This is a genomic window from Cobetia sp. 5-11-6-3, from assembly GCF_013374055.1.
Classification (GTDB): domain Bacteria; phylum Pseudomonadota; class Gammaproteobacteria; order Pseudomonadales; family Halomonadaceae; genus Cobetia; species Cobetia marina.
The window spans coordinates 138,813-160,173 of sequence record NZ_BLWJ01000006.1 but is presented as its reverse complement, the minus strand read 5'-3'; the positions used below and the strand labels follow the sequence as shown (position 1 = coordinate 160,173).

The window sequence follows — 21,361 nt, the reverse complement described above, 5'->3', positions numbered from 1 at the left end:
AACCTGTTGACGGTAATTGTCATCAGATTATGCTCAAAACATGGCACCAACAAGCCATAAAATGCTGGAACGTGCCGACATCCATCACAATTGAACCCATACAATAATGCGGCATCACGCCAACGCCCCACACGCTGAAGGACACCCATGGAATCCCTCGCCTTTCTTGCCCCAGCCACGCTCTACATGCTGTCGATGACCCTGACACCGGGGCCCAACAACGTCATGCTGACGGCTTCCGGAGCCAATCATGGCTATTGGCGCACCCTGCCGCATATCTTCGGCATCCTGATCGGCTGCCTGGTGCTGTTCATCGGCATCGCGCTGGGACTGGGACTGGTCTTCGAGCGCTACCCCATCGTGCAGACACTGCTCAAGGTGTTGGGGAGTGGCTATCTGCTCTATCTGGCCTGGAAGATTGCCATGGCCCCACCACCCGACCTGTCGAGCCGACAGGATGCACGGCCGATGAGCTTTCTGGCAGCCGCGCTGTTCCAGTTCGCCAACCCCAAGGCCTGGGTCATGGGTATCGCGCTGATGGCGGGCTTTCTCCCGGAAGACGGGCCGGTGTGGCTCAACGCGATTCTGCTGGCGAGCTTCGCGGAACTGGTGGCGCTGCCCTGCATCTCCCTGTGGGCAGGCTTCGGCACCGCCATCGGGCGTCTGCTGAATACCGATCGCGCCTGGAGGATCTTCAACCGCGTGATGGGGGCACTGACGGCCTCCTGCGTCATCTTCATCCTGGGCTGATCGTCGCTGGCCTGCGAGGGACGGCAGTACATCACGGATATCGAACACTGTTCGCATCACCACTGTTTTCCCTCGCGATGTTCGCTAGACTGTCAGGACGCTTTTTACACGCCTGCACAGGATGCTCCTCCATGCTGACGCTCTATGGTGATCGCCGCTCCGGTAACTGCTACAAGGTCGAGCTGCTGCTGCACCTTCTCGAACGCCATCACCATTACATCGAAGTCGACATTCTGGCCGGCGATACTCGCACGCCGGAATTCCTGACCCGCAACGTCAATGGCAAGATCCCGCTGCTGGAGCTGCATCGCGGTGAGACACTGTCAGAGTCCAACGCCATCCTGAACTACCTCGCCGATGGCAGCGATTATCTGCCGAGTGACCCCTTCCTGCGTGCCAAGGTGCTGCAGTGGCAGTTCTTCGAGCAATACAGCCATGAGCCCTACATCGCCACTGCCCGCTTCATCAATCGCTACCTCGGCCTGCCCGAGGAACGCCGTGACGAGTACGCCGCCAAGCAGGAGGGCGGCAAGCGTGCCCTGCGGGTGATGGAGCATCATCTCGCCGAATATGACTGGCTGGTAGGGGATCAGTTCACGATCGCCGACATTTCCCTTTATGCTTATACGCATGTCGCTGATGAAGGCGGTTTCGCGCTGGATGACTATCCTGCCATACAGGCGTGGCTGGCACGTGTCGCGGCGCGCCCGGGCCATTTCGATATCCCGCGCGACTGATATCTTCTCCAGCTGGCAGCCCCAGCGACCACCGGCTCACCTTCCATGACAGGCTCGTCGATGCTACCCGTCACCTATCGCCCCATGACACCCGCCGACCACTCGGCCTTCATGCACATGATGGAGGCCACCCCGGGGGTGGTGATCCGCAAGGCGGATGAGTATGCCGCCGTCGAGCGCTATCTGATCCGCAACCCCGGCATGAGCCACTTGGCCTTCTCCGGCGTGCGGCTGGTGGGATGTGCCATGTCCGGGCATGATGGCAAGCGCGGCTACCTGCAACATGTGATGACGGCCCCGGACATGCGAGGCCAGGGGATCGCGAGAACATTGGTCGAGCGCTGCCTGGACGCCCTGGCACAGGAAGGCATCGACAAGGTGCACCTGGATACCCTGCATGACAATCATGAGGCCCACCGCTTCTGGGAGCGTCTGGGCTGGGCGAATCGCAATGCCGAGATCGTGCGCTTCTCGCGCCTGCTGGTGGACGACCCCAACGCCTGACCTCTCTCGCTGATTTCCCGCAACCCTCGCTGAGCAAGGAGCTCTGACGTGCAATTTCTCGAAAATGACGACCTCGGCAAGTTGATCCTGCGCCTGACTCTGGGACTGCTGTTGCTGTTCCACGGCCTCTCGAAACTGCTCGGTGATGGCGGCACGTTGAGCTGGATCGCCGGCGAGCTGGAGAAGATGGGGATACCAGGCGTGGTGGCCTATGGGGTCTACATCGGCGAGATCATTGCGCCCATCATGCTCATCCTCGGCGTGCACGCCCGCATCGCCGGCCTGATCGTCGTCGCCAACATGCTGTTCGCCATTGCGGTGGCTCACATGGGGCAGCTGCTGAGCCTGTCATCGTCCGGTGGCTGGGCATTGGAACTGCAAGGCTTCTTCCTCGCCAGCGCACTGGCCGTCGTCTTTCTCGGCAGTGGCCGCTTCGCGGTGCAGGAGGACTGATGGCCGACGTCGTCACTGCCAGCACCTATTGCGAGAATGCTCCCCAGCACCCGATTCATGGTCCCTATCATGATCACGAATACGGCTTCCCGGTCAGCGATGACCGGGTACTGTTCGAGCGTTTCGTGCTGGAGATCAACCAGGCCGGCCTTTCCTGGCTGACGGTACTCAAGAAGCGCGAGGCCTTTCGCGAGGCCTACGAGAATTACGATATCGCGCGTATCGCCGCCTATGGAGATGAAGAGCGCGCGCGTCTGTTGAGCGATGCCGGCATCATCCGCAACCGCCTCAAGGTCAATGCCGTGATCCACAACGCGGGCGTGGTACTGCAGATGAAGGACTCGCACGGCAGCTTTCTCCAATGGCTGGATGCCCATCATCCGCAACCCTTGTCCGCCTGGGTCAAGCTGTTCAAGAAGACCTTCCGCTTCACTGGTCCCGAGATCGTCAACGAGCTGCTGATGAGCTGCGGCTATCTGCCGGGCTGTCATCGTGACGACTGTCCGGTACAGGCTCGCGTGCTGGACGCCGGCCCGCGCTGGGCCGAGCCGGGTGCCCTGGAGGCGATCCATGCGGATGCCTGACACCAGCTCGTCCTCTTCACTCCCCCTTCCCTCTCGCAGGTAGCCCGCCGATGGACTCCCTTACCCAGATCTGCCTCGGAGCCGCCGTGGGCGGTGCCGTCATGGCGCCCGCCATCCGACACTTGCCCGTCGAAAGACGCGGCGCTGCCATCCGTCATGCATTGCTCGGTGGAGCGGCACTCGGCACCCTGCCCGATCTCGACGTGATGATCGACTACGGCGACGCCGTCGCCAATTACACCCATCATCGCGGCTTCAGCCATTCCCTGCCGGTACTGGGGCTGCTGGGCATTCTGCTCGGCTGGCTGCTCGCCCGTCTTCCACGCCTGGCACCATTGGGGCGTGGCCGCCTGATCGCCTACTGCCTGCTGTGTCTGATCACGCACCCGCTGCTGGATGCCTTCACCACCTATGGCACCCAGCTGCTGTGGCCATGGCCAAGCCGACCGGTGAGCCTGGCCAGCATCTTCATCATCGACCCGCTCTACACCCTGCCGCTGCTGATCACCGGCCTGTGGGTCGCCATACGCGGCCACGCAGGACGATTGCTGGCCACTGGCCTGATGCTCTCGAGCCTCTATCTTGTCTGGGGGCTGGCCGCCAAGAGCTGGGTGGAACATCGCATGGCGCCGGTATTGGCCAGTCAGGGGTTCGCGGACGCCCCACGCATGGTGCAGCCCACGCCCTTCAACAGCCTGCTATGGCGGGTCAGCGTGGTCACGCCGCTGGCGGATCACGAGTGGATGGTCGGTGTCTTCGATTCCGACGAGCAATTGATGGCACTGGCGCGACGGGATTTCCCGCGCCAGCCAGCGCTGGATGCCGAGGTCGGGAAGCTTGAGGATGGACAGCGTCTGCGCTGGTTCGCCGCGCCCTACCTGCGGGCGAGCCGCGAGCGGACATCAGAGGGTGAGACGCTGCTGGCGGTGACCGATACCCGCCTGGGCTCGCCCGGCTATCACCCCTTCCGTTTCGCGCTGGCCCGCCAGACCAGCACACGTGAATGGCATTCTCTGGACGACAGCCAGCGACTGCCCAGTCAGCGTGTCGATCGCGCTGCCTTGCTGAGCCTCTGGCAAGCCATCCATGACCCGGCATCCCGCATGCAGCCAAGCCAGCGCACCGTCTCAGCCACGCCCTCCAGCCCCTCGACCGAGACAAGATAAAGCGCCGCTGATGAAGGCCCGAGAGACGACAACGCCCGCCATGGAAACCATGGCGGGCGTTGTCGTCTCAGTACTGCGGACAGGATCAGCCGAGGTACTTGATCATCACCCCAGCGGCCACCGCCGAGCCGATCACACCGGCCACGTTCGGCCCCATCGCGTGCATCAGCAGGAAGTTGTGCGGGTTGTACTCAAGCCCGACCTTGTTGGAGACACGTGCCGCCATCGGTACCGCCGAGACACCGGCCGACCCGATCAGCGGATTGATCGGTGTCTTGGAGACCTTGTTCATCAGCTTGGCCATCAGTACCCCGCAGGCCGTGCCGATACCGAAGGCGACCACGCCGAGGGCCAGAATGCCCAGCGTCTCCACCGCCAGAAACTTGTCGGCCTGCAGCTTGGAGCCCACCGACAGTCCCAGGAAGATGGTAGTGATGTTGATCAGCGCGTTCTGGGCGGTATCCGACAGACGCTCCACCACACCGCACTCGCGCATCAGGTTACCGAAGCAGAACATGCCCAGCAGCGGTGCGGCGTCCGGCAGCAGCATCGCCACCATGATCAACAGCACCAGCGGGAACAGGATCTTCTCGGTCTTGGAGACCGGACGCAGCTGCGTCATCACCAGGCTGCGTTCCTTGGCGGTGGTCAGCGCGCGCATGATCGGCGGCTGGATCATCGGCACCAGTGCCATGTAGGAGTAGGACGCCACGGCGATTGCCCCCAGCAGCTCCGGCGCCAGCAGACTGGCGACGTAGATGGAGGTCGGGCCGTCCGCACCGCCGATGATGCCGATGGCCGCCGACTGTTGCAGGCTGAAGTCCATCAGCCCCATCGAGGTCAACGCCACCGCGCCCAGCAGCGTCGCGAAGATGCCGAACTGCGCCGCCGCCCCGAGGAACAGGGTCTTGGGGTTGGCCAGCAACGGACCGAAATCCGTCATCGCCCCAACGCCCATGAAGATCACCAACGGCGCGATGCCGGAAGCGATCGCCACGCTGTAGAAGCTGTACAGCATGCCGTTGGAGAAGCCACCATCCAGCGCCATGTTGCTGGCCTGCTGCTTGAGCACTGCGGGAATCTCGCCATGCAGTGCCTGCTCCACCGCGTGACGTGCCTCATCCAGCGGCAGGCTGGCGATGTTGACGTTGAGAAGATTGGCCATCGAAGCCAACAGCTCCGGCTTGCCGAGATGGGCCGCCTGCTCGGCGGCAGACAGCGCCAGCCCGGCTTCCGGGATGTTGGCCAGAATGCCGCCGAAGCCGATCGGCACCAGCAGCAGGGGTTCGAAGTTCTTGCGGATCGCCAGATAAAGCAGGCCAAGGCCGATGACGATCATCGCCAGCTGGCCGAAGCTCATGTTGTAGAGCCCCGAGCCGTGCCAGAGGTTGAGTATCTTGTCCATGTCGTGTCGCCTTGCAGAGGAGCATCACCGACCGGCCCGCCGCGCATGACGACGGGCCGGACACACCGGCTCAGAGGGTGATCAGAACGTCGCCGACACTGACACTGTCGCCTTCCTTGACCTTCACCGCGGAGACGGTACCGGCCTGGTGGGCACGGATCTCGGTCTCCATCTTCATGGCCTCGAGAATGATCACGACATCTCCTTCCGCCACGCTGTCACCGACGGCGACATTGACCTTGAAGATGTTGCCCGCCAGCGGCGCATTCACCGGCTCACCGGAGGCGGCCTGGGCGGCAGGTGCCGCGGCTGCCGGAGCCGATGCCGCAGGCTCGCTGGCCTGCACCTGGGTGATGTCTCCGCCTTCGGCGACCTCGACGACATACTGCTTGCCGTTGACGTTCAGGGTGTAGGTCTGCGGGCCGCTCGACGCGCCTTGAGCACTGACGGCCGGAGCACCAGAGACCGGCGCTGCGGCGGCCTTGGATGCCTTGTCATCGACAGCCTGCGGGGCGGGCTCGAAGGCATCCGGGTTGCCACGGTTGCGCAGGAACTTGAGGCCGATCTGCGGGAAGAGTGCATAGGTCAGCACGTCATCGGTCTCGCGTTCGCCGCTCTCCAGCGCGATACCTTCCTCCCTGGCCTTGCCCTTGAGCTCCTCACGCAGACGCTCCATCTCCGGCGTCAGGTTGTCTGCCGGGCGGCAGGTGATCGGCTCGGCGCCTTCCAGCACGCGGGACTGAAGTTCGCTGTCGAAGGGTGCCGGCGCCGCGCCATATTCCCCCTTGAGCAACGCCTGCACTTCCTTGGAGATCGACTTGTAGCGCTCGCCCATCATCACGTTCATCACCGACTGGGTGCCGACGATCTGTGAGGTTGGGGTCACCAGCGGGATGTAGCCCAGGTCCTTGCGTACGCGCGGAATCTCGGCGAGCACGTCATCCAGCTTGTCACCGGCGCCTTGCTCCTTGAGCTGGCCTTCCATGTTGGTGAGCATGCCACCCGGCACCTGGGCGACCAGAATGCGCGAGTCGATACCGCGCAGACTGCCCTCGAATGCCGCGTATTTCTTGCGCACTTCGCGGAAGTAGGCCGCGATATCCTCGAGCTTCTCGAGGTCCAGTCCGGTATCGCGCTCGGTGCCTGCCAGCATCGCGACGACCGATTCGGTCGGGCTGTGGCCGTAGGTCATCGACATCGAGGAGATGGAGGTGTCGACGTTGTCGATGCCCGCCTCGATGGCCTTGAGAGCCGTGGCGGTGGAAAGCCCGGTGGTGGCATGGCACTGCATGTGGATCGGGATCGACAGGCTCGCCTTGAGGCGCGAGACCAGCTCGAAGGCGGTATACGGCGTCAGCAGGCCCGCCATGTCCTTGATCGCCAGCGACTGGGCCCCCATGGACTCGATCTTCTGCGCCAGCTCCACCCACATCTCCAGCGTGTGCACGGGGCTCACGGTGTAGGAGATGGTGCCCTGGGCATGCTTGCCCTGATCCAGCACTGCCTTGAGCGGACGCTCGAGGTTGCGCGGGTCATTCATCGCGTCGAAGACACGGAAGACATCGACACCGCTGGTCGCGGCACGCTTGACGAAGGCATCCACCACGTCATCGGCGTAATGACGATAGCCGAGCAGGTTCTGGGCGCGCAGCAGCATCTGCTGCTGAGTCTTGGGCATCGCTTCCTTCAAGGCACGTATGCGCGCCCAGGGGTCTTCGCCCAGGTAGCGAATGCAGGCGTCGAAGGTCGCGCCGCCCCAGCTCTCCAGCGACCAGAAGCCGATGTCGTCCAGCTTGGCGGCGATCGGCAGCATGTCATCGAGGCGCATGCGCGTGGCCAGCAATGACTGATGCGCGTCGCGCAGTACCACATCCGTGATGCCCAGCGGTTGCTTGTCCATGAGTGATCCCTTGTTCTTTATAATGTGGATATCGGGTTCTGCCGTGGCGGCAGGCTTGCCTTTCACTGCGCCTGCCACACAGAATATTGCACTCGAGAGGTGGTCTCCCCACCGGACGGCTCATGATAGAATCGCCGCTTTCTCGCTGCGGTGTCGCTCCGGCGCTCCGAGAGTACCAGCAGCACCGACGACTTCCGCGACATCTCAGTGCTTGTGATGATCCTGGCGAAAGCGGTGAATCGCCGCCGCCATGACAGCCGTCAGTTCGCTGTCATCCTCTGCTGCAGGTGCCGCCGAGACAGGCGCGCGCGTCGTGCGCGGTGCAGCCGGTAGCGGCGCGGGCGCAAAACGGTCCACCAGCTTGGCCATCGCCATCATGGCGACTACCAGCAGACTTAGAAACACGAACACGAACCCCATCCCGAACACCATCAGGTTCAAGCCTTCACCGAGCAGATCATTCTCTTGCATGCCAGTGTCCTCGAGTCATTCTCGTCATCGCGCCAATCAGGGTGCGGCATGAGCGATGATTGCCCATGCCTTCGATGATGCTCGACACGTCCAAGCGTTCACGCCGTTGCGTCGCTGGCCACTGTCGACACCCCATGCAGCGGCATTCAGTGCTTGTTGATCGCTTTAAAGTGCCTGATTCCACGGCAATTGCAATGACACCATCGTTGACCCCACAAGCCCTCGCGCGGGCTGGCCGCATCGGCATCGCGCCGATGGAAGGCGTGATTGATGACATCACGCGCGAATGTCTCACCGGCCTTGGCGGCTATGACTGGTGTGTGACGGAATTCGTGCGCGTGACGCATGTCAAGCTACCGCCTCGCGTCTTCAAGCGTATCTGCCCGGAGCTGCTGGAAGCCTCCCCGACACGGACGGCACGCACACGACACGACACACCGGTCGCATTGCAGCTGTTGGGTGCCGACCCCGAGGCGCTGGGCATCAACGCTCGCGTCGCGGCACGCCTGGGGGCACCCAGCGTAGACATCAACTTCGGCTGCCCGGCCAAGACCGTCAACCGTCACGACGGAGGCGCAGCCCTGCTGCGCTCGCCGGACCGCGTCTTTCGTGCGGTGGAGGGCGTGCGCAATGCCCTCAAGGGCACCGGGGTACCCGTCACGGCCAAGATTCGCCTCGGCTTCAACGACCGTCGCCTGGCACTGGCATGCGCTCAGGCAGCCCAGGCCGGGGGCGCCACGCAGCTGGTCGTGCATGGGCGCACCAAACAGGAAGGCTATCGTCCGCCAGCGCACTGGGAATGGATCGGCAAGATCACGTCCGAGCTCTCCATTCCGGTCGTTGCCAATGGGGACATCTGGGACATGCCCTGCTACTGGCGGGCTCGCTCACTGTCCGGCTGTCGCGATGTGATGCTGGGGCGTGCCGCCCTGGCCGACCCCTTCCTCGCGGCGCGCATCAAGCACTGGCAGATGACCGGGGAGTTGCTGCCCGAGACGGACTGGACACAGCGTGCACAGGTGCTGCTCTCCCACGCCGAACGCTGCGCCCATCTGCCTGACAAGGTGATGGTGCCGCTGCTCAAGCAGTGGATGAACATGATGCGCCAGAGTGGCAACGAGGAAGCGGAACATCGCTTCCAGGCCATCAAGCGCCACAAGGGGCGCGCCGAATTCTTCACCGGTCTGGTTGCAGGTACCTCGCTGGCATTGGCGCCGAGTCTGTTGACATCGGTGACCCGCATGCCGGAATCCGCCGACTTGCCCGCCCTCGCCTGATCCGTCCGAAACAAAAAAAGGCGCCCCTCGCGAAAAGGGCGCCCTAGCGATCGTCCGCCTGAAGGCGTGACATCACAGTCAAGGAAAACGGGGAACTGTCAGACATGACATGAAGGCAAGGATCGAGGCCATGCCGGCTGAGATCGCAGATGCCTGACTTTTCTTCAGACGAAGAAAAACCCGCTTCAGTGAAGCGGGTTTTTCAATTGGCGCGCCCTGGAGGATTCGAACCTCCGACCGCCTGATTCGTAGTCAGGTACTCTATCCAGCTGAGCTAAGGGCGCATAAACCTTGAAATCTGTGGCCTGAGCATTTCAAATGTCTTCAGGACTTGACTTGCGAGTGTTGTGTCTTTCCAACACCGTCTTGCATTGCAGTGGCGCGCCCTGGAGGATTCGAACCTCCGACCGCCTGATTCGTAGTCAGGTACTCTATCCAGCTGAGCTAAGGGCGCATCTTACTGCATTTGCACCTAATGGCGGAGAGAGAGGGATTCGAACCCTCGATAGGGCTATAAACCCTATACTCCCTTAGCAGGGGAGCGCCTTCAGCCACTCGGCCACCTCTCCTCATCAGGTACGGCGCATATCTTACTCATTTGATTGGGCTTTGTCTAGCCCCTGTGTCGATTTTTTGGCTTCGATGCAGAGCATCTCATCACCATTCGACAACAGGCTCGAGGCTGCGCGCCCCCAAGCAATCTCCCCGCATGAACCAGAACATGACGATGGCTAGCCTGTCGTCGCGTCTCGTTCGAGGGAGCGGGAATAATACCCAAGAAGAAGTCGTCTGTCGCCCCCTTTCCAGGAAAAAAGTGAATTTTTTCCTTATGGAACACTGACTTGACGCTCAGCCGCCCATTCAGCTCTGCCTGATGCCTCCGACGCATGCATCTGAGCCTGAACGGATCGAGTCACTCAGGCCGCCAGGACCGCACAGACCATATGCCAGAAACACGAACGCCAACCAGGTGGACAGCGTGGTTGGCGTTCGTGTGGTGCTCTCGAGAGTATCCGGAGCCATCTGGTGGCCATGACATGCCATCAGGCGATGGCATCACCATTGTCTTCCTTCTCGCGCTGGATACGCTGATAGATCTCTTCACGATGGACGGCGACGTCCTTGGGTGCGTTGACACCGATTCGCACCTGATTTCCCTTCACACCGAGCACGGTGACGGTGATGTCATCACCAATCATCAGCGTTTCACCTACTCTACGGGTCAGGATGAGCATGACTGATCTCCTTGTCAGTAATTCATACAGCCGGGACGGCAACAGGATTCGAAGTCAGCGACCGGCAGGGACGAGCCGGCCACCGAGGTGCATGAGGCTTGGAGATTATGCGTCATGCATGCTCCGACGGCCAACACCACCCCTTCATATCAACTGAATGACTCGTTGAATGAAAGCACCCGACACACCGGCTCTCCCCCAGAAGGTGCGATCGCCAATGTATCGGGTGCATGAGGCAGGGCCCCTGGCGCTCCTTGCCGGGCCTCACTTCCATGCAGTGCAGTCCCTGGCGGAAGGACGAGCCACCCACGGGTGGCAAGTCACTTCATCTGAGCACCATTGTGCTGATCATTCAATGCAAATCAGGCAGTCTCGTCGCTGACGGCTTCCGCATCCAGGCCGAAGGCGGTGTGCAGTGCACGCACGGCCAGCTCCATGAACTTCTCGTCGATCAGAACGGAGATCTTGATCTCGGACGTGGACACCATGCGGATGTTGATGCCCTCTTCCGCCAGCACGCGGAACATCTTGGAGGCGACACCGGCATGGGAACGCATGCCGACACCGACCAGCGAGACCTTGGCGATATTGTCATCGCCTCTGAGCTCACCACCGCCGACGGACGGAATGACCGTCTCGTTGAGGATGCGTTGGGTCGCCTTGAAGTCGCTCTTGGCCACCGTGAAGGAGAAGTCGGTCGTATTGCCGTCCGGGGAGACGTTCTGGACGATCATGTCGATCTCGATGTTGGAATCGGCGATCGGGCCCAGAATCTTGGAGGCGACACCCGGAATGTCCGGCGTGTTGAGCAGGGTCAGCTTGGCTTCGTTGACATTGAAGGCAATGCCGGAGATCAGCGGTTCTTCCATGTTGTCTTCTTCCTCAGCGACGATCAGGGTACCCGGGCCATCCTCGAAGGAAGACAGCACACGCAGGGGAACATTGTACTTGCCGGCGAATTCCACCGAACGGATCTGCAGGATCTTGGAGCCAAGGCTCGCCATTTCCAGCATTTCCTCGACGGTCACCGTTTCCAGACGACGTGCCTTGGAGCACACACGTGGATCAGTGGTGTAGACACCATCGACATCGGTATAGATCTGACACTCGTCCGCCTTGAGGGCTGCCGCCAGGGCGACGCCGGTGGTATCCGAGCCACCGCGCCCCAGTGTCGTGATATTGCCTTCATCATCGACCCCCTGGAAGCCAGCGACCACCACGACCTTGCCAGCATCGAGGTCTTCGCGCAGGTCATCGGTGTCGATGCGCTGGATACGCGCCTTGGTGTGCGCGCTATCGGTACGAATGCCTACCTGAGCGCCGGTATAGGAGGTCGCGTCGACACCGATCTTCTGCAGTGCCATGGCCAGCAGGGAGATGGTCACCTGCTCACCGGTAGAGACCAGCATGTCCATTTCGCGCGGCGTCGGGTCATCGTTGATCTCGCTGGCGAGACCGATCAGTCGGTTCGTCTCGCCACTCATGGCTGAGACGACCACGACAACCTGATGTCCTTCGTCGCGGAATCGCTTGACCTTCTCGGCGACGGCCTTGATCCGCTCCACCGAGCCGACCGAAGTGCCTCCGAACTTCTGAACGTATAGCGCCATGTGCGTTTCCGTTATCCGTGTCCGTTTGCGTTGTCCCCACATGAGACTCATGCGGGCCCAAAAAGAGGCCGGGTCTCCTCACGAGAAGCCCGGCCTTCATCTTGTCTTCTTACCCCAGCTGGGCGTCTACCCAGGCTGGCACGCCGGCCAGTGCCCCGGGAAGCGATGCGGCATCACTGCCACCGGCCTGCGCCATGTCAGCACGACCACCGCCCTTGCCACCGACCTGCTCAGCCACGTGACGCACCAGATCACCCGCCTTGATGCGCGAGGTCAGATCATCGGTGACGCCCGCAATCAGGCTGACCTTGTCACCATCCGCGACGCCAAGCACCAGAATGCCGGAACCCAGCTTGGATTTCAGGTCATCCATCAGGCCACGCAACTCCTTGCCGGAGACGCCTTCGACCTGCTTGGCCAGCACCTTGAGCCCCTGGACATCCGCGATGTCGCTCAGCATGTCACTGGCAGAGGCGGACGCCAGCTTGGCCTTCAGACGCTCAAGCTCCTTCTCGAGACCGCGGTTGCGCTCAAGCAGACTGGTGACACGCTCCTCGACCTGCTCCGGCTTGGCCTTGAGGCGCTCGCCCAGACGAGTCAGGGTCGCTTCCTGCGCCAGCAGGAAATCACGTGCCGCACGGCCAGTGATGGCTTCGATACGGCGCACGCCGGAGGCGATGCCAGTCTCGGCGATGATGTGCATCTGACCGATATCACCACTGCGCCTGACGTGAGTCCCGCCACACAGCTCGATGGAGAAGGCATCCTGACCGATGGTCAGCACGCGGACCTGCTCACCATACTTGGCATCGAAGAGTGCCGCCGCGCCGCGCGCCTTGGCTTCATCGAGAGTCATGAACTCGATGGTGGTCTCGGCGTTGGCGAGAATCTGCGCATTGACGATGCGCTCGACCTCGGAGAGCTGTTCTGCGGTCATCGCCTCAAAGTGACTGAAGTCGAAGCGCAGGCGCTCGGCCGTGACCATCGAGCCCTTCTGCTGGACGTGCTCACCCAGCACCTGGCGCAGCGCTTCATGCAATAGGTGCGTGGCGGAGTGGTTGCGCACGGAGGCAGCACGCAGATCTGCATCGACCTGCGGACGCACCGCGTCGCCCACCGCGAGCGAACCTTCGATCAGCACACCGTGATGCAGATGATGTCCGGCCTGCTTCTGGGTATCGCTGACCTGGAAACGGCCGCCCTCCAGATGCAGATAACCGGTATCGCCCGCCTGACCACCGGACTCGCCATAGAACGGCGTGGTATCGAGTACCACGATGCCCTTGGTATCGGCCTCGAGACGCTCGAGCGCATTGCCTTCGCTGTCGAACAGTGCGGTGACGGTCGCCTCACCCTCGAGGTGATCATAGCCGGTGAATTGCGTCTCGCCTTCCAGCGTCAGGTTGGCGGAATAGTCGCCCCCGAAATTGCTGGCAGCACGTGCACGCTCACGCTGAGCTTCCAGCGCGGCCTCGAAACCGGCCTCATCGAGGGTCAGTTCGCGCTCGCGGCAGATGTCGGCGGTCAGGTCGTAGGGGAAGCCGTAGGTATCGTAGAGCTTGAAGATGGTTTCGCCGTCGAGGGTATTGCCATCCAGCTCGGCGATGGCCTCCTCGAGCAGCTTCATGCCGTGCTCCAGCGTACGCGCGAACTGCTCCTCTTCCTTGAGCAGCACACGCTCGATCTGCTCACGCGCAGAGCGCAGTTCCGGATAGGCATCGCCCATCTCGGCATCCAGCGCCGCGACCAGCTTGTAGAAGAAGCTGCCGCGCGCGCCCAGCTTGTGACCGTGACGCACGGCACGGCGGATGATGCGGCGCAGCACGTAGCCACGCCCTTCGTTGGACGGCAGCACGCCATCGGCGATCAGGAAGGCACACGAACGGATGTGATCCGCCACCACGCGCAGCGAGGGAGTGGTGATGTTGTCGTGACCGATGATCTCGGCCGCCGCCGCCAGCAGATTCTGGAACAGGTCGATCTCGTAGTTGGAGTGCACGCCCTGCATCACGGCCGCGACGCGCTCCAGCCCCATGCCGGTATCGATGGACGGCTTGGGCAGCGGATTCAGCGTGCCTTCGGCATCACGATCGAACTGCATGAAGACCAGGTTCCAGATCTCGATGTAGCGATCGCCATCTTCGTCCGGGCTGCCCGGCGGGCCACCGGCGACGTCTTCACCGTGATCATAGAAGATCTCGGAAGACGGACCACAGGGGCCGGTGTCGCCCATCTGCCAGAAGTTGTCCTCGTCGAGACGCGAGAAGCGGTTCTGATCGATGCCGACCTCGTTGAACCAGATGTCACGGGCTTCGTCATCGCTGACGTGCACGGTGACCCACAGCTTCTCCTTCGGCAGGCCCAGCTCTTCGGTCAGGAACTTCCAGGCGAACTGGATGGCTTCGCGCTTGAAGTAGTCACCGAAGCTGAAGTTGCCCAGCATCTCGAAGAAAGTGTGGTGACGTGCGGTGTAACCGACGTTGTCCAGGTCATTGTGCTTGCCGCCGGCGCGCACGCAGCGCTGTGCGGAGGTGGCACGGCTGTAGCCACGCGGATCACGGCCCAGGAAGACATCCTTGAAGGGCACCATGCCGGCGTTGGTGAACAGCAGGGTCGGGTCGTTGTTCGGCACCAGAGAACTGGTGGGAACGATGGTATGCCCCTGCTTCTCGAAATAGGTCAGGAAGGCGTTTCTGATTTCTGCGCTTTTCATAGAGGTTCCGTAGCGATGTGCGTAAAGACGCTCCGGGGGTCTTCTTCTGCATGACTTCCGCATGGTTTCTGCATATTCATCCATGTGGGAATGCATGGAGGTGCAATGAAAAGCATGAAAGAAGGCGCCTGCCCCGTGCCGTCGCAAGACGACCTAGTATAACGCCTGTTCGCGCAAGCTAAAGGGGGGGAAATGGCTTGAGTGACCGGTTTGCGCGTTCCGAGCCATTGCCCGGGCAATGGCTGGCCTCACGCCTCGTCTTCCGTCCAGGCGGACTCCATGGCGTAGCGCAACTGCTCGTAGTCGAAGCCGCGCTGGAGCAGGAAGCGCTCTCGGCGCGCACGCTCCTTGTGACCCTCGCCCGCTGAGGAAAAGCGCCTTGCCAACGTCTCGCGCGCCAGCTCGAAGAAGTCCACCGCATCAACATGTCCGAAGGCATCAGGCACCGGATCACAGGCAGCACGCATCACGGCACCTGACGTCTCGTTGTCGATGCCACGCTGGCGCAACTCCTGCTGGATACGCCTGGGGCCCTGCCCCCTCAGCACCCGTGTCCGCAGGAAGCTGGCGGCGAAGCGCTCATCGGATTGCAGGCCTTCCTCGACCAGACGCTCCAGCACTTCCTCGATCAGCAGCTCGACCTCATCACGACTCAAGCGCGTCTCGGCGCCCTCCTCGCCACTCGCGGACTGCTCCGCCAGCGCATCATCGCTGACGGTCTGCAGGTAGTCGCGCTCCTTGAGATAGTCGTGCAGCTCGCGACGGCTGTGCTCGCGGCGTGCCAGACGTGCGATGGCGTCATTGCGGGCACGCCGTTGCGGCGTCATCGCGCCGACATCGAGGGGCTGATAGTCCGGCCCGACGGTCTCTCTTTCCTGATCGTGCATGTTGGCGCTCCTTTCTGGAGAGGCACCCGAGATGGCGAAATCCCCGGTGCAAAACGCACAGCGCCCGCCACCGAAAACGGGGCGGGCGCTGCAGATCACTGAAAGGCGCTGAAATCAGCGCTCAATGAACACGTTCTCGAGCAGGTCTCAATCGAGATCCAGATCATCTTCATTTTCGGCGACCACTTCTTCCTTGGCCTCTTCCTTGGTTTCCGGAGAAGCCAGCAGCTGGGCGCGAATCTGGCTCTCGATCTCTTCCATGATCGCGGGGTTATCCTCCAGATACTGGGCGGAGTTGGCCTTGCCCTGACCGATCTTGCTGCCCTGGTAGCTGTACCAGGCACCTGCCTTGCCGACCAGACCACACTGCACGCCCAGATCAATGACCTCACCGGCGTGGTAGATGCCCTTGCCGTAGAGAATCTGGAACTCGGCCTGGCGGAACGGCGGCGCGACCTTGTTCTTCACGACCTTGACGCGAGTCTCGTTACCGGTGACTTCATCGCCGGACTTCACGGAGCCGGTACGACGGATGTCGAGACGGACACTCGAGTAGAACTTCAGCGCGTTACCACCGGTGGTGGTTTCCGGGCTACCGAACATCACCCCGATCTTCATGCGGATCTGGTTGATGAACACCACCATGCAGTTGGCATTCTTGATGTGACCCGTCACCTTGCGCAGCGCCTGGGACATCAGACGCGCCTGCAGGCCGACGTGGGAGTCACCCATCTCACCCTCGATCTCGGCACGCGGCGTCAGGGCTGCCACGGAATCGACGATGATGACGTCGACACCACCGGAACGCACCAGCATGTCGACGATCTCGAGTGCCTGCTCACCGGTATCCGGCTGGGAGACCAGCATCTCGTCCAGATTGACGCCCAGCTTCTCGGCGTAGGACGGATCCAGCGCGTGCTCGGCATCGATGAAGGCACACACCTTGCCCTGCTTCTGGGCCTGGGCGATGACCGAGAGCGTCAGTGTCGTCTTGCCCGAGGATTCCGGACCGTAGATCTCGACCACTCGACCGAAAGGCAGGCCACCGATGCCGAGCGCGATATCCAGGCCCAGAGACCCGGTGGATACCGACGGGATGGCCACACGCGGGGCATCGCCCATGCGCATGACGGCGCCCTTGCCGAACTGGCGCTCGATCTGGGACAGCGCCGCGTTCAGCGCCTTGGTACGATTGTCGTCCTGTGCCATGTGGCCTCCTGTCGAACGGCGGCGCCGCATGGGCAACCACCTGAAATAGGAAATTCTCAAGCTTCGGGTGATGCAGAAACTGTCAGCCTAGCGGCTGGGCTGTCATGGCAAAACCCTGTATACATGGACAGTATGATGCCGCATGTTTCATCGTTCTGCCAGTCCGGTGATGCGCTTTTTCAGGCAGCAGTCTCAACGCAGAGGGTTGCATGCGTCTCGAGCCTCACCAGTTCAGCCCTGCCAGGCTTCCACGCATTCGATCAAGCCTTGCAATGCCACCCTCACGGCGGCGTCGCGCACGGCCTGCCGGTCTCCCGGAAAGTGGAAACACCGCGCCTGCTGTCGCGCCTCACTGCCCCATGCCAGCCACACCGTCCCCACGGGCTTTTCTTCACTGCCGCCTCCCGGACCCGCCACACCACTGATTGCCACCCCCAATTCGGCACCGCTGTCACGACACGCTCCCTTGACCATCTCGCGCACGACGGCCTCGGAGACTGCCCCGAAGTCCGCGAGCGATGCTTCGCTGACGCCGAGCAGACGCCGCTTGGCCGCATTCGAGTACGTCACATAGCCCGCCTCGAAATAGCCGGAGCTACCGGAAATCGCCGTGATCGCGGCACTCACGCCGCCCCCGGTGCATGACTCTGCAGCAGTGATCTGGACTCCGCGCGCCAATGCCAGCGCTTGCAGCTGCTCGGCCAGTGCATTCGCATCCGGTGCCTCGGACGTCGTATCCGTCAATCGGGCCATGAACGAACTCCTTTCTAGAAGTGGTCTGAGGAAAAGGGAAGCGAGCAGGAGGCATCACAGGCATTGGAGCCGGCCGCGCCAGTCCGTAGAATATCGCGCATCCCGCATGCCGTGTTCTCGCATGTGCGTCTTTTTCCCATTGCAGTGCAGTCAAGGAAGTCCATGGCCATGGCCAAGAACAGCGCGCCCCAGATGACGCCGATGATGGCGCAGTACATGAAGATCAAACGCGAGCACCCCGGTGTGCTGCTGTTCTATCGCATGGGCGACTTCTATGAGCTGTTCCATGAGGACGCCAAGCGAGCCGCGCAACTGCTCGACATCACCCTGACGGCACGTGGCAGCTCCGGCGGCTCCCCCATTCCCATGGCAGGGGTGCCTTATCACAGCGCCGAGGGTTACCTGGCACGCCTGGTGAAAATGGGCGAATCCGTGGCCATCTGCGAGCAGATCGGCGATCCCGCGACCACCAAGGGCCCCGTCGAGCGCAAGGTGGTGCGCATCGTCACACCGGGCACCCTGCATGACGAGGCGCTTCTGGATGCCAGCCGTGACAATCTGCTGGTGGCGCTGCATCGAGACGGTGAGACCTGGGGCCTGGCGGCACTGGAGCTTTCCTCAGGACGCTTCAGCGTACTGGAAGTCAATGGCGATGAAGAACTGCTGGCCGAGATCCAGCGTCTGTCACCCGCCGAGCTGATGGTCGGCGAGAGTCGTGAACTGCCAAGCAGTCTTGCCTCACGCCCGGGCCTGACCCGTCAGAGCGACTGGCATTTCGACCATGAGACCGCGTTGCGCCTGCTCTGCGATCAGTTCGGCGTTCAGGACCTCAATGGTTTCGGTTGCAGTCATCTGACCTGCGCGGTCACCGCTGCTGGTGCCCTGCTCGACTACGCGCGTGACACGCAGCGCACCGGTCTGCCCCACGTGACGGCGCTGGCCGTCGAGAGTCGCGACGATTCGGTCGTGATCGATGCCGCCAGCCGTCGCAACCTCGAGATCGACACCAATCTTGGCGGCAGCAGCGACAACACGCTGGCCAGCGTATTGGACGTGACTGCTACCGCGATGGGCTCACGCCTGCTCAAGCGCTGGCTCAACCGCCCGCTGCGCGATCAGACCCAGATCGGCCAGCGCCAGGCGGCAGTGCAGCGCTTGATGGAGGGTGACTACCCCTTCGAACTGCAAGGCCTGCTCAAGCGGATCGGCGATGTGGAGCGCATCCTGGCGCGTGTTGCACTGCGCAGCGCCCGCCCGCGGGACATGGCGCGCCTGCGTGATGGCCTCAATACACTGCCAGAGCTGCGTGCCGTGCTCGCCAGCGTCGAGAAAGGCAGTGCCATCGATGACCTGCGCGATGGCATCCGCCTGTTCCCCGCCCTCTCGGCCATGCTCAGCGAAGCGCTGATCGAGAATCCGCCGGTCGTGCTGCGCGATGGCGGGGTGATCGCCGATGGCTACGACGATGAGCTGGACGAGTATCGCGGCCTCTCCGAGAACGCCGGTCAGTATCTGGTGGCCCTCGAGACCCGTGAGCGTGAGCGCACCGGCATCAGCAACCTCAAGGTCGGCTACAACCGCGTTCATGGTTACTTCATCGAGCTGCCGCGCTCCCAGTCAGCGGAAGCTCCGCCGGAATACATCCGCCGCCAGACGCTCAAGAATGCCGAGCGCTTCATCATCCCGGAACTCAAGGAATTCGAGGACAAGGCGCTGTCGGCCAAGTCCAAGTCGCTGGCCCGCGAGAAGCTGCTGTATGAGCACCTTCTGGATGACCTGAATACCGAACTGGATGGCCTGCAGCAGACGGCACGCGCCCTGGCGTCACTGGATGTGCTCACCGCCTTCGCTGATCGCGCCGCCGCACTTGACTTCGTCCGCCCACAGCTCAGCGACACGCCGGGAATCGACATCGAAGGCGGCCGCCACCCGGTGGTGGAACATGTCAGCGACCACCCCTTCGTGCCCAACGACGTGCGCTTTGACGATGCGCGCCGCATGCTGGTGATCACCGGCCCCAACATGGGCGGTAAATCCACCTACATGCGTCAGACCGCGCTGATCGCACTGCTCGCGCATACCGGCAGCTTCGTACCCGCCGCTCGCGCCTGCATCGGCCCGCTGGATCGCATCTTCACGCGTATCGGCTCCTCGGATGACCTGGCCGGTGGCCGCTCGACCTTCATGGTCGAGATGACCGAGACTGCCAGCATCCTGCACAACGCCACCGACGAGAGTCTGGTGCTGATGGATGAGATCGGTCGCGGCACCTCGACCTTCGATGGCCTGTCATTGGCCTGGGCAAGCGCCGAGCACCTGGCCCGCACGCGCGCCTTCACGCTGTTCGCGACCCATTATTTCGAGATGACGGCACTCCCCGAGCACGTCGATGGCGTGGCCAACGTTCACCTGACCGCCGCAGAGCATGGCGATGGCATCGTCTTCATGCACCGTGTCGAGGAGGGGCCGGCAAGCCAGAGTTATGGCCTGCAGGTTGCCCAGCTGGCCGGGGTCCCGCAGAACGTCATCCTGCGTGCACGTGAGAAATTGACCAGTCTCGAGCAGCAGGAGGTCGATCGTCCGCAGGTTGCCCGTGAAGATGCACTCGGCCAGCCAGTACCGCAGCAGAATGATCTCTTCGCGGCACCGCCTCACCCGATCGTCGAAGCCTTGACCCAGCTGGACCCGGATGACCTGAGCCCCAAGCGGGCACTGGAACTCATCTATGAATGGCGCAAGATCCAGTAAGCGGCGGAGTGAGTCGACTGACAAGTCGCATGACACCATGCGCCTGCCGACACTCGACAGTGCGCGATGGGCATAGCACCATTCCAAAACGATCCGCCCACGCTGATTGCGAGGGCGGCAGAGCGCCACTAGAATAACGCCTTATAACACTCGCGCCGCTTATAACCTGAAACTCAAGATGCCGCTCAGACGGCACAGAGTGGCGCTGGACCACGACCTACGAGAGACGCCGACCCGCGTCAGGAGACCCAGATGGCATTCATCGTCACCGAGAACTGCATCCGCTGCAAATACACTGACTGCGTGGAGGTCTGCCCGGTCGATTGCTTCTATGAAGGCCCCAACTTCCTGGTCATCAACCCGGACGAGTGCATCGACTGCGCTCTGTGCGAGCCGGAGTGTCCCGCGGAAGCCATCTTCTCCGAGGACGAAGTGCCGGAGAATCAGAAGGAATTCATCGAGCTGAATGCCGATCTGGCCGAAGTGTGGCCGAACATCAGCGAGAAGAAGGACGCCATGGAAGACGCTGAGAAGTGGGATGGTGTCGAAGGCAAGCTCGAATACCTGGAGCAGTAAATGCCCTGCCCGACCTGACCGGGCAAGCACCAGGTTCTCATCAAGACGGCAGCCACTCCCTCAGGGGTGGCTGCCGTCTTCGTCTTGAGCGCTCATGGTCAGCCAGCCCGGCGGGTGGGGCCGAAAAAAAGGCACAAAAAAGGGCAACCCCGAAAGGTCGCCCGCTCCAAGCGTGTCCCTGTCGATCCGTCCTGGATCGTGTTCCTGGGTGCTGTCCCTGCCCGTCATGGCATCCTGCCATTCAGAGCGCACCGTCACGCATGGGGCATTGTGGCACTGCTTGCGCAGCTGTCCCACCACAATGCCCGTTTCTGCTTATTGCCTGCCCTGCTGTCCTGCTCATGCAACTGCATCGCAGATGCATTGCCCGGCATCCTGCCCGT

The 21,361-nt window shown here is 62.2% G+C and carries 18 protein-coding genes and 3 tRNA genes; 9 read left to right on the top strand and 12 right to left on the bottom strand.

The window, feature by feature from the left end:
- Positions 1–147 precede the first annotated feature (147 nt).
- From HXS66_RS11990 to HXS66_RS11965, 6 genes are all read left to right on the top strand, one after another.
- Positions 148–750, top strand: a complete 603-nt coding sequence (locus HXS66_RS11990) for a LysE family translocator (RefSeq protein ID WP_176503616.1) — start codon at positions 148–150, stop codon at positions 748–750.
- A 131-nt stretch (positions 751–881) separates the two neighbouring features.
- Positions 882–1,487, top strand: a complete 606-nt coding sequence (locus HXS66_RS11985; RefSeq protein WP_176503615.1) for a glutathione S-transferase family protein — start codon at positions 882–884, stop codon at positions 1,485–1,487.
- 60 nt (positions 1,488–1,547) lie between these two features.
- Positions 1,548–1,991 carry a GNAT family N-acetyltransferase gene (locus tag HXS66_RS11980; protein WP_205632723.1) on the top strand — a complete coding sequence of 148 codons (444 nt, stop codon included), beginning with the start codon at positions 1,548–1,550 and terminating at the stop codon, positions 1,989–1,991.
- Positions 1,992–2,039: 48 nt separating this feature from the next.
- The gene (locus tag HXS66_RS11975) at positions 2,040–2,444 is read left to right on the top strand and encodes a DoxX family protein (RefSeq protein ID WP_077378001.1); all 405 of its coding nucleotides are present in this window, start codon (positions 2,040–2,042) and stop codon (positions 2,442–2,444) included.
- Positions 2,444–3,028 (top strand): DNA-3-methyladenine glycosylase I, encoded by a 585-nt coding sequence (locus tag HXS66_RS11970; protein ID WP_084207848.1) that lies wholly within the window; start codon positions 2,444–2,446, stop codon positions 3,026–3,028. The genes HXS66_RS11975 and HXS66_RS11970 overlap by 1 nt, the downstream gene beginning before the upstream one ends.
- Positions 3,029–3,078: 50 nt before the next feature.
- Positions 3,079–4,194 (top strand): metal-dependent hydrolase, encoded by a 1,116-nt coding sequence (locus HXS66_RS11965; RefSeq protein WP_176503614.1) that lies wholly within the window; start codon positions 3,079–3,081, stop codon positions 4,192–4,194.
- Between the two features lie 85 nt (positions 4,195–4,279).
- Here the strand turns inward: HXS66_RS11965 and HXS66_RS11960 are convergent, their stop codons facing one another.
- From HXS66_RS11960 to HXS66_RS11950, 3 genes are all read right to left on the bottom strand, one after another.
- Positions 4,280–5,599, bottom strand: a complete 1,320-nt coding sequence (locus tag HXS66_RS11960; protein ID WP_077377992.1) for a sodium ion-translocating decarboxylase subunit beta — start codon at positions 5,597–5,599, stop codon at positions 4,280–4,282.
- Between the two features lie 70 nt (positions 5,600–5,669).
- Positions 5,670–7,499 (bottom strand): sodium-extruding oxaloacetate decarboxylase subunit alpha, encoded by a 1,830-nt coding sequence (gene oadA, locus HXS66_RS11955; protein ID WP_077377989.1) that lies wholly within the window; start codon positions 7,497–7,499, stop codon positions 5,670–5,672.
- A 204-nt stretch (positions 7,500–7,703) separates the two neighbouring features.
- On the bottom strand, positions 7,704–7,970 hold the full coding sequence (locus tag HXS66_RS11950) for an OadG family protein (RefSeq protein WP_084207845.1): 267 nt from the start codon (positions 7,968–7,970) through the stop codon (positions 7,704–7,706).
- Between the two features lie 254 nt (positions 7,971–8,224).
- On the opposite strand from HXS66_RS11950, the gene HXS66_RS11945 reads away from it, so the two are divergent.
- A complete protein-coding gene (locus HXS66_RS11945) occupies positions 8,225–9,247 on the top strand; it encodes a tRNA-dihydrouridine synthase (protein WP_176503639.1) in 1,023 nt (340 codons plus the stop codon).
- A 207-nt stretch (positions 9,248–9,454) separates the two neighbouring features.
- On the opposite strand, the gene HXS66_RS11940 is transcribed toward HXS66_RS11945, so the two are convergent.
- The 9 genes from HXS66_RS11940 to HXS66_RS11900 all read right to left on the bottom strand — a co-directional run bounded on the left by HXS66_RS11940 (position 9,455) and on the right by HXS66_RS11900 (position 17,654).
- A tRNA-Arg gene (locus HXS66_RS11940) sits at positions 9,455–9,531 on the bottom strand.
- Between the two features lie 93 nt (positions 9,532–9,624).
- A tRNA-Arg gene (locus tag HXS66_RS11935) sits at positions 9,625–9,701 on the bottom strand.
- 22 nt (positions 9,702–9,723) lie between these two features.
- A tRNA-Ser gene (locus tag HXS66_RS11930) sits at positions 9,724–9,816 on the bottom strand.
- A 474-nt stretch (positions 9,817–10,290) separates the two neighbouring features.
- Complete coding sequence (gene csrA, locus HXS66_RS11925; RefSeq protein WP_043332937.1) at positions 10,291–10,482, bottom strand: carbon storage regulator CsrA; 192 nt, start codon at positions 10,480–10,482, stop codon at positions 10,291–10,293.
- Positions 10,483–10,844: 362 nt separating this feature from the next.
- Positions 10,845–12,092, bottom strand: coding sequence for an aspartate kinase (locus HXS66_RS11920; protein WP_077377982.1), 1,248 nt, complete (start codon positions 12,090–12,092; stop codon positions 10,845–10,847).
- A gap of 109 nt (positions 12,093–12,201) precedes the next feature.
- Positions 12,202–14,805: an alanine--tRNA ligase gene (alaS, locus tag HXS66_RS11915; RefSeq protein ID WP_176503613.1), complete on the bottom strand. Its 2,604-nt coding sequence runs from the start codon at positions 14,803–14,805 to the stop codon at positions 12,202–12,204.
- Between the two features lie 248 nt (positions 14,806–15,053).
- Positions 15,054–15,692: a regulatory protein RecX gene (locus HXS66_RS11910; RefSeq protein WP_255303222.1), complete on the bottom strand. Its 639-nt coding sequence runs from the start codon at positions 15,690–15,692 to the stop codon at positions 15,054–15,056.
- Positions 15,693–15,839: 147 nt separating this feature from the next.
- Entirely contained in the window at positions 15,840–16,901 is a 1,062-nt protein-coding gene (recA, locus tag HXS66_RS11905; RefSeq protein ID WP_077377977.1) for a recombinase RecA, read from the bottom strand.
- A 231-nt stretch (positions 16,902–17,132) separates the two neighbouring features.
- Positions 17,133–17,654, bottom strand: coding sequence for a CinA family protein (locus tag HXS66_RS11900; protein WP_084207843.1), 522 nt, complete (start codon positions 17,652–17,654; stop codon positions 17,133–17,135).
- Positions 17,655–17,822: 168 nt separating this feature from the next.
- On the opposite strand from HXS66_RS11900, the gene mutS reads away from it, so the two are divergent.
- Together mutS and fdxA are read left to right on the top strand one after the other, a co-directional pair.
- Entirely contained in the window at positions 17,823–20,402 is a 2,580-nt protein-coding gene (mutS, locus tag HXS66_RS11895) for a DNA mismatch repair protein MutS (protein WP_077378198.1), read from the top strand.
- A gap of 252 nt (positions 20,403–20,654) precedes the next feature.
- Positions 20,655–20,978 carry a ferredoxin FdxA gene (fdxA, locus tag HXS66_RS11890; RefSeq protein ID WP_077377971.1) on the top strand — a complete coding sequence of 108 codons (324 nt, stop codon included), beginning with the start codon at positions 20,655–20,657 and terminating at the stop codon, positions 20,976–20,978.
- The last annotated feature ends 383 nt before the right edge of the window (positions 20,979–21,361 follow it).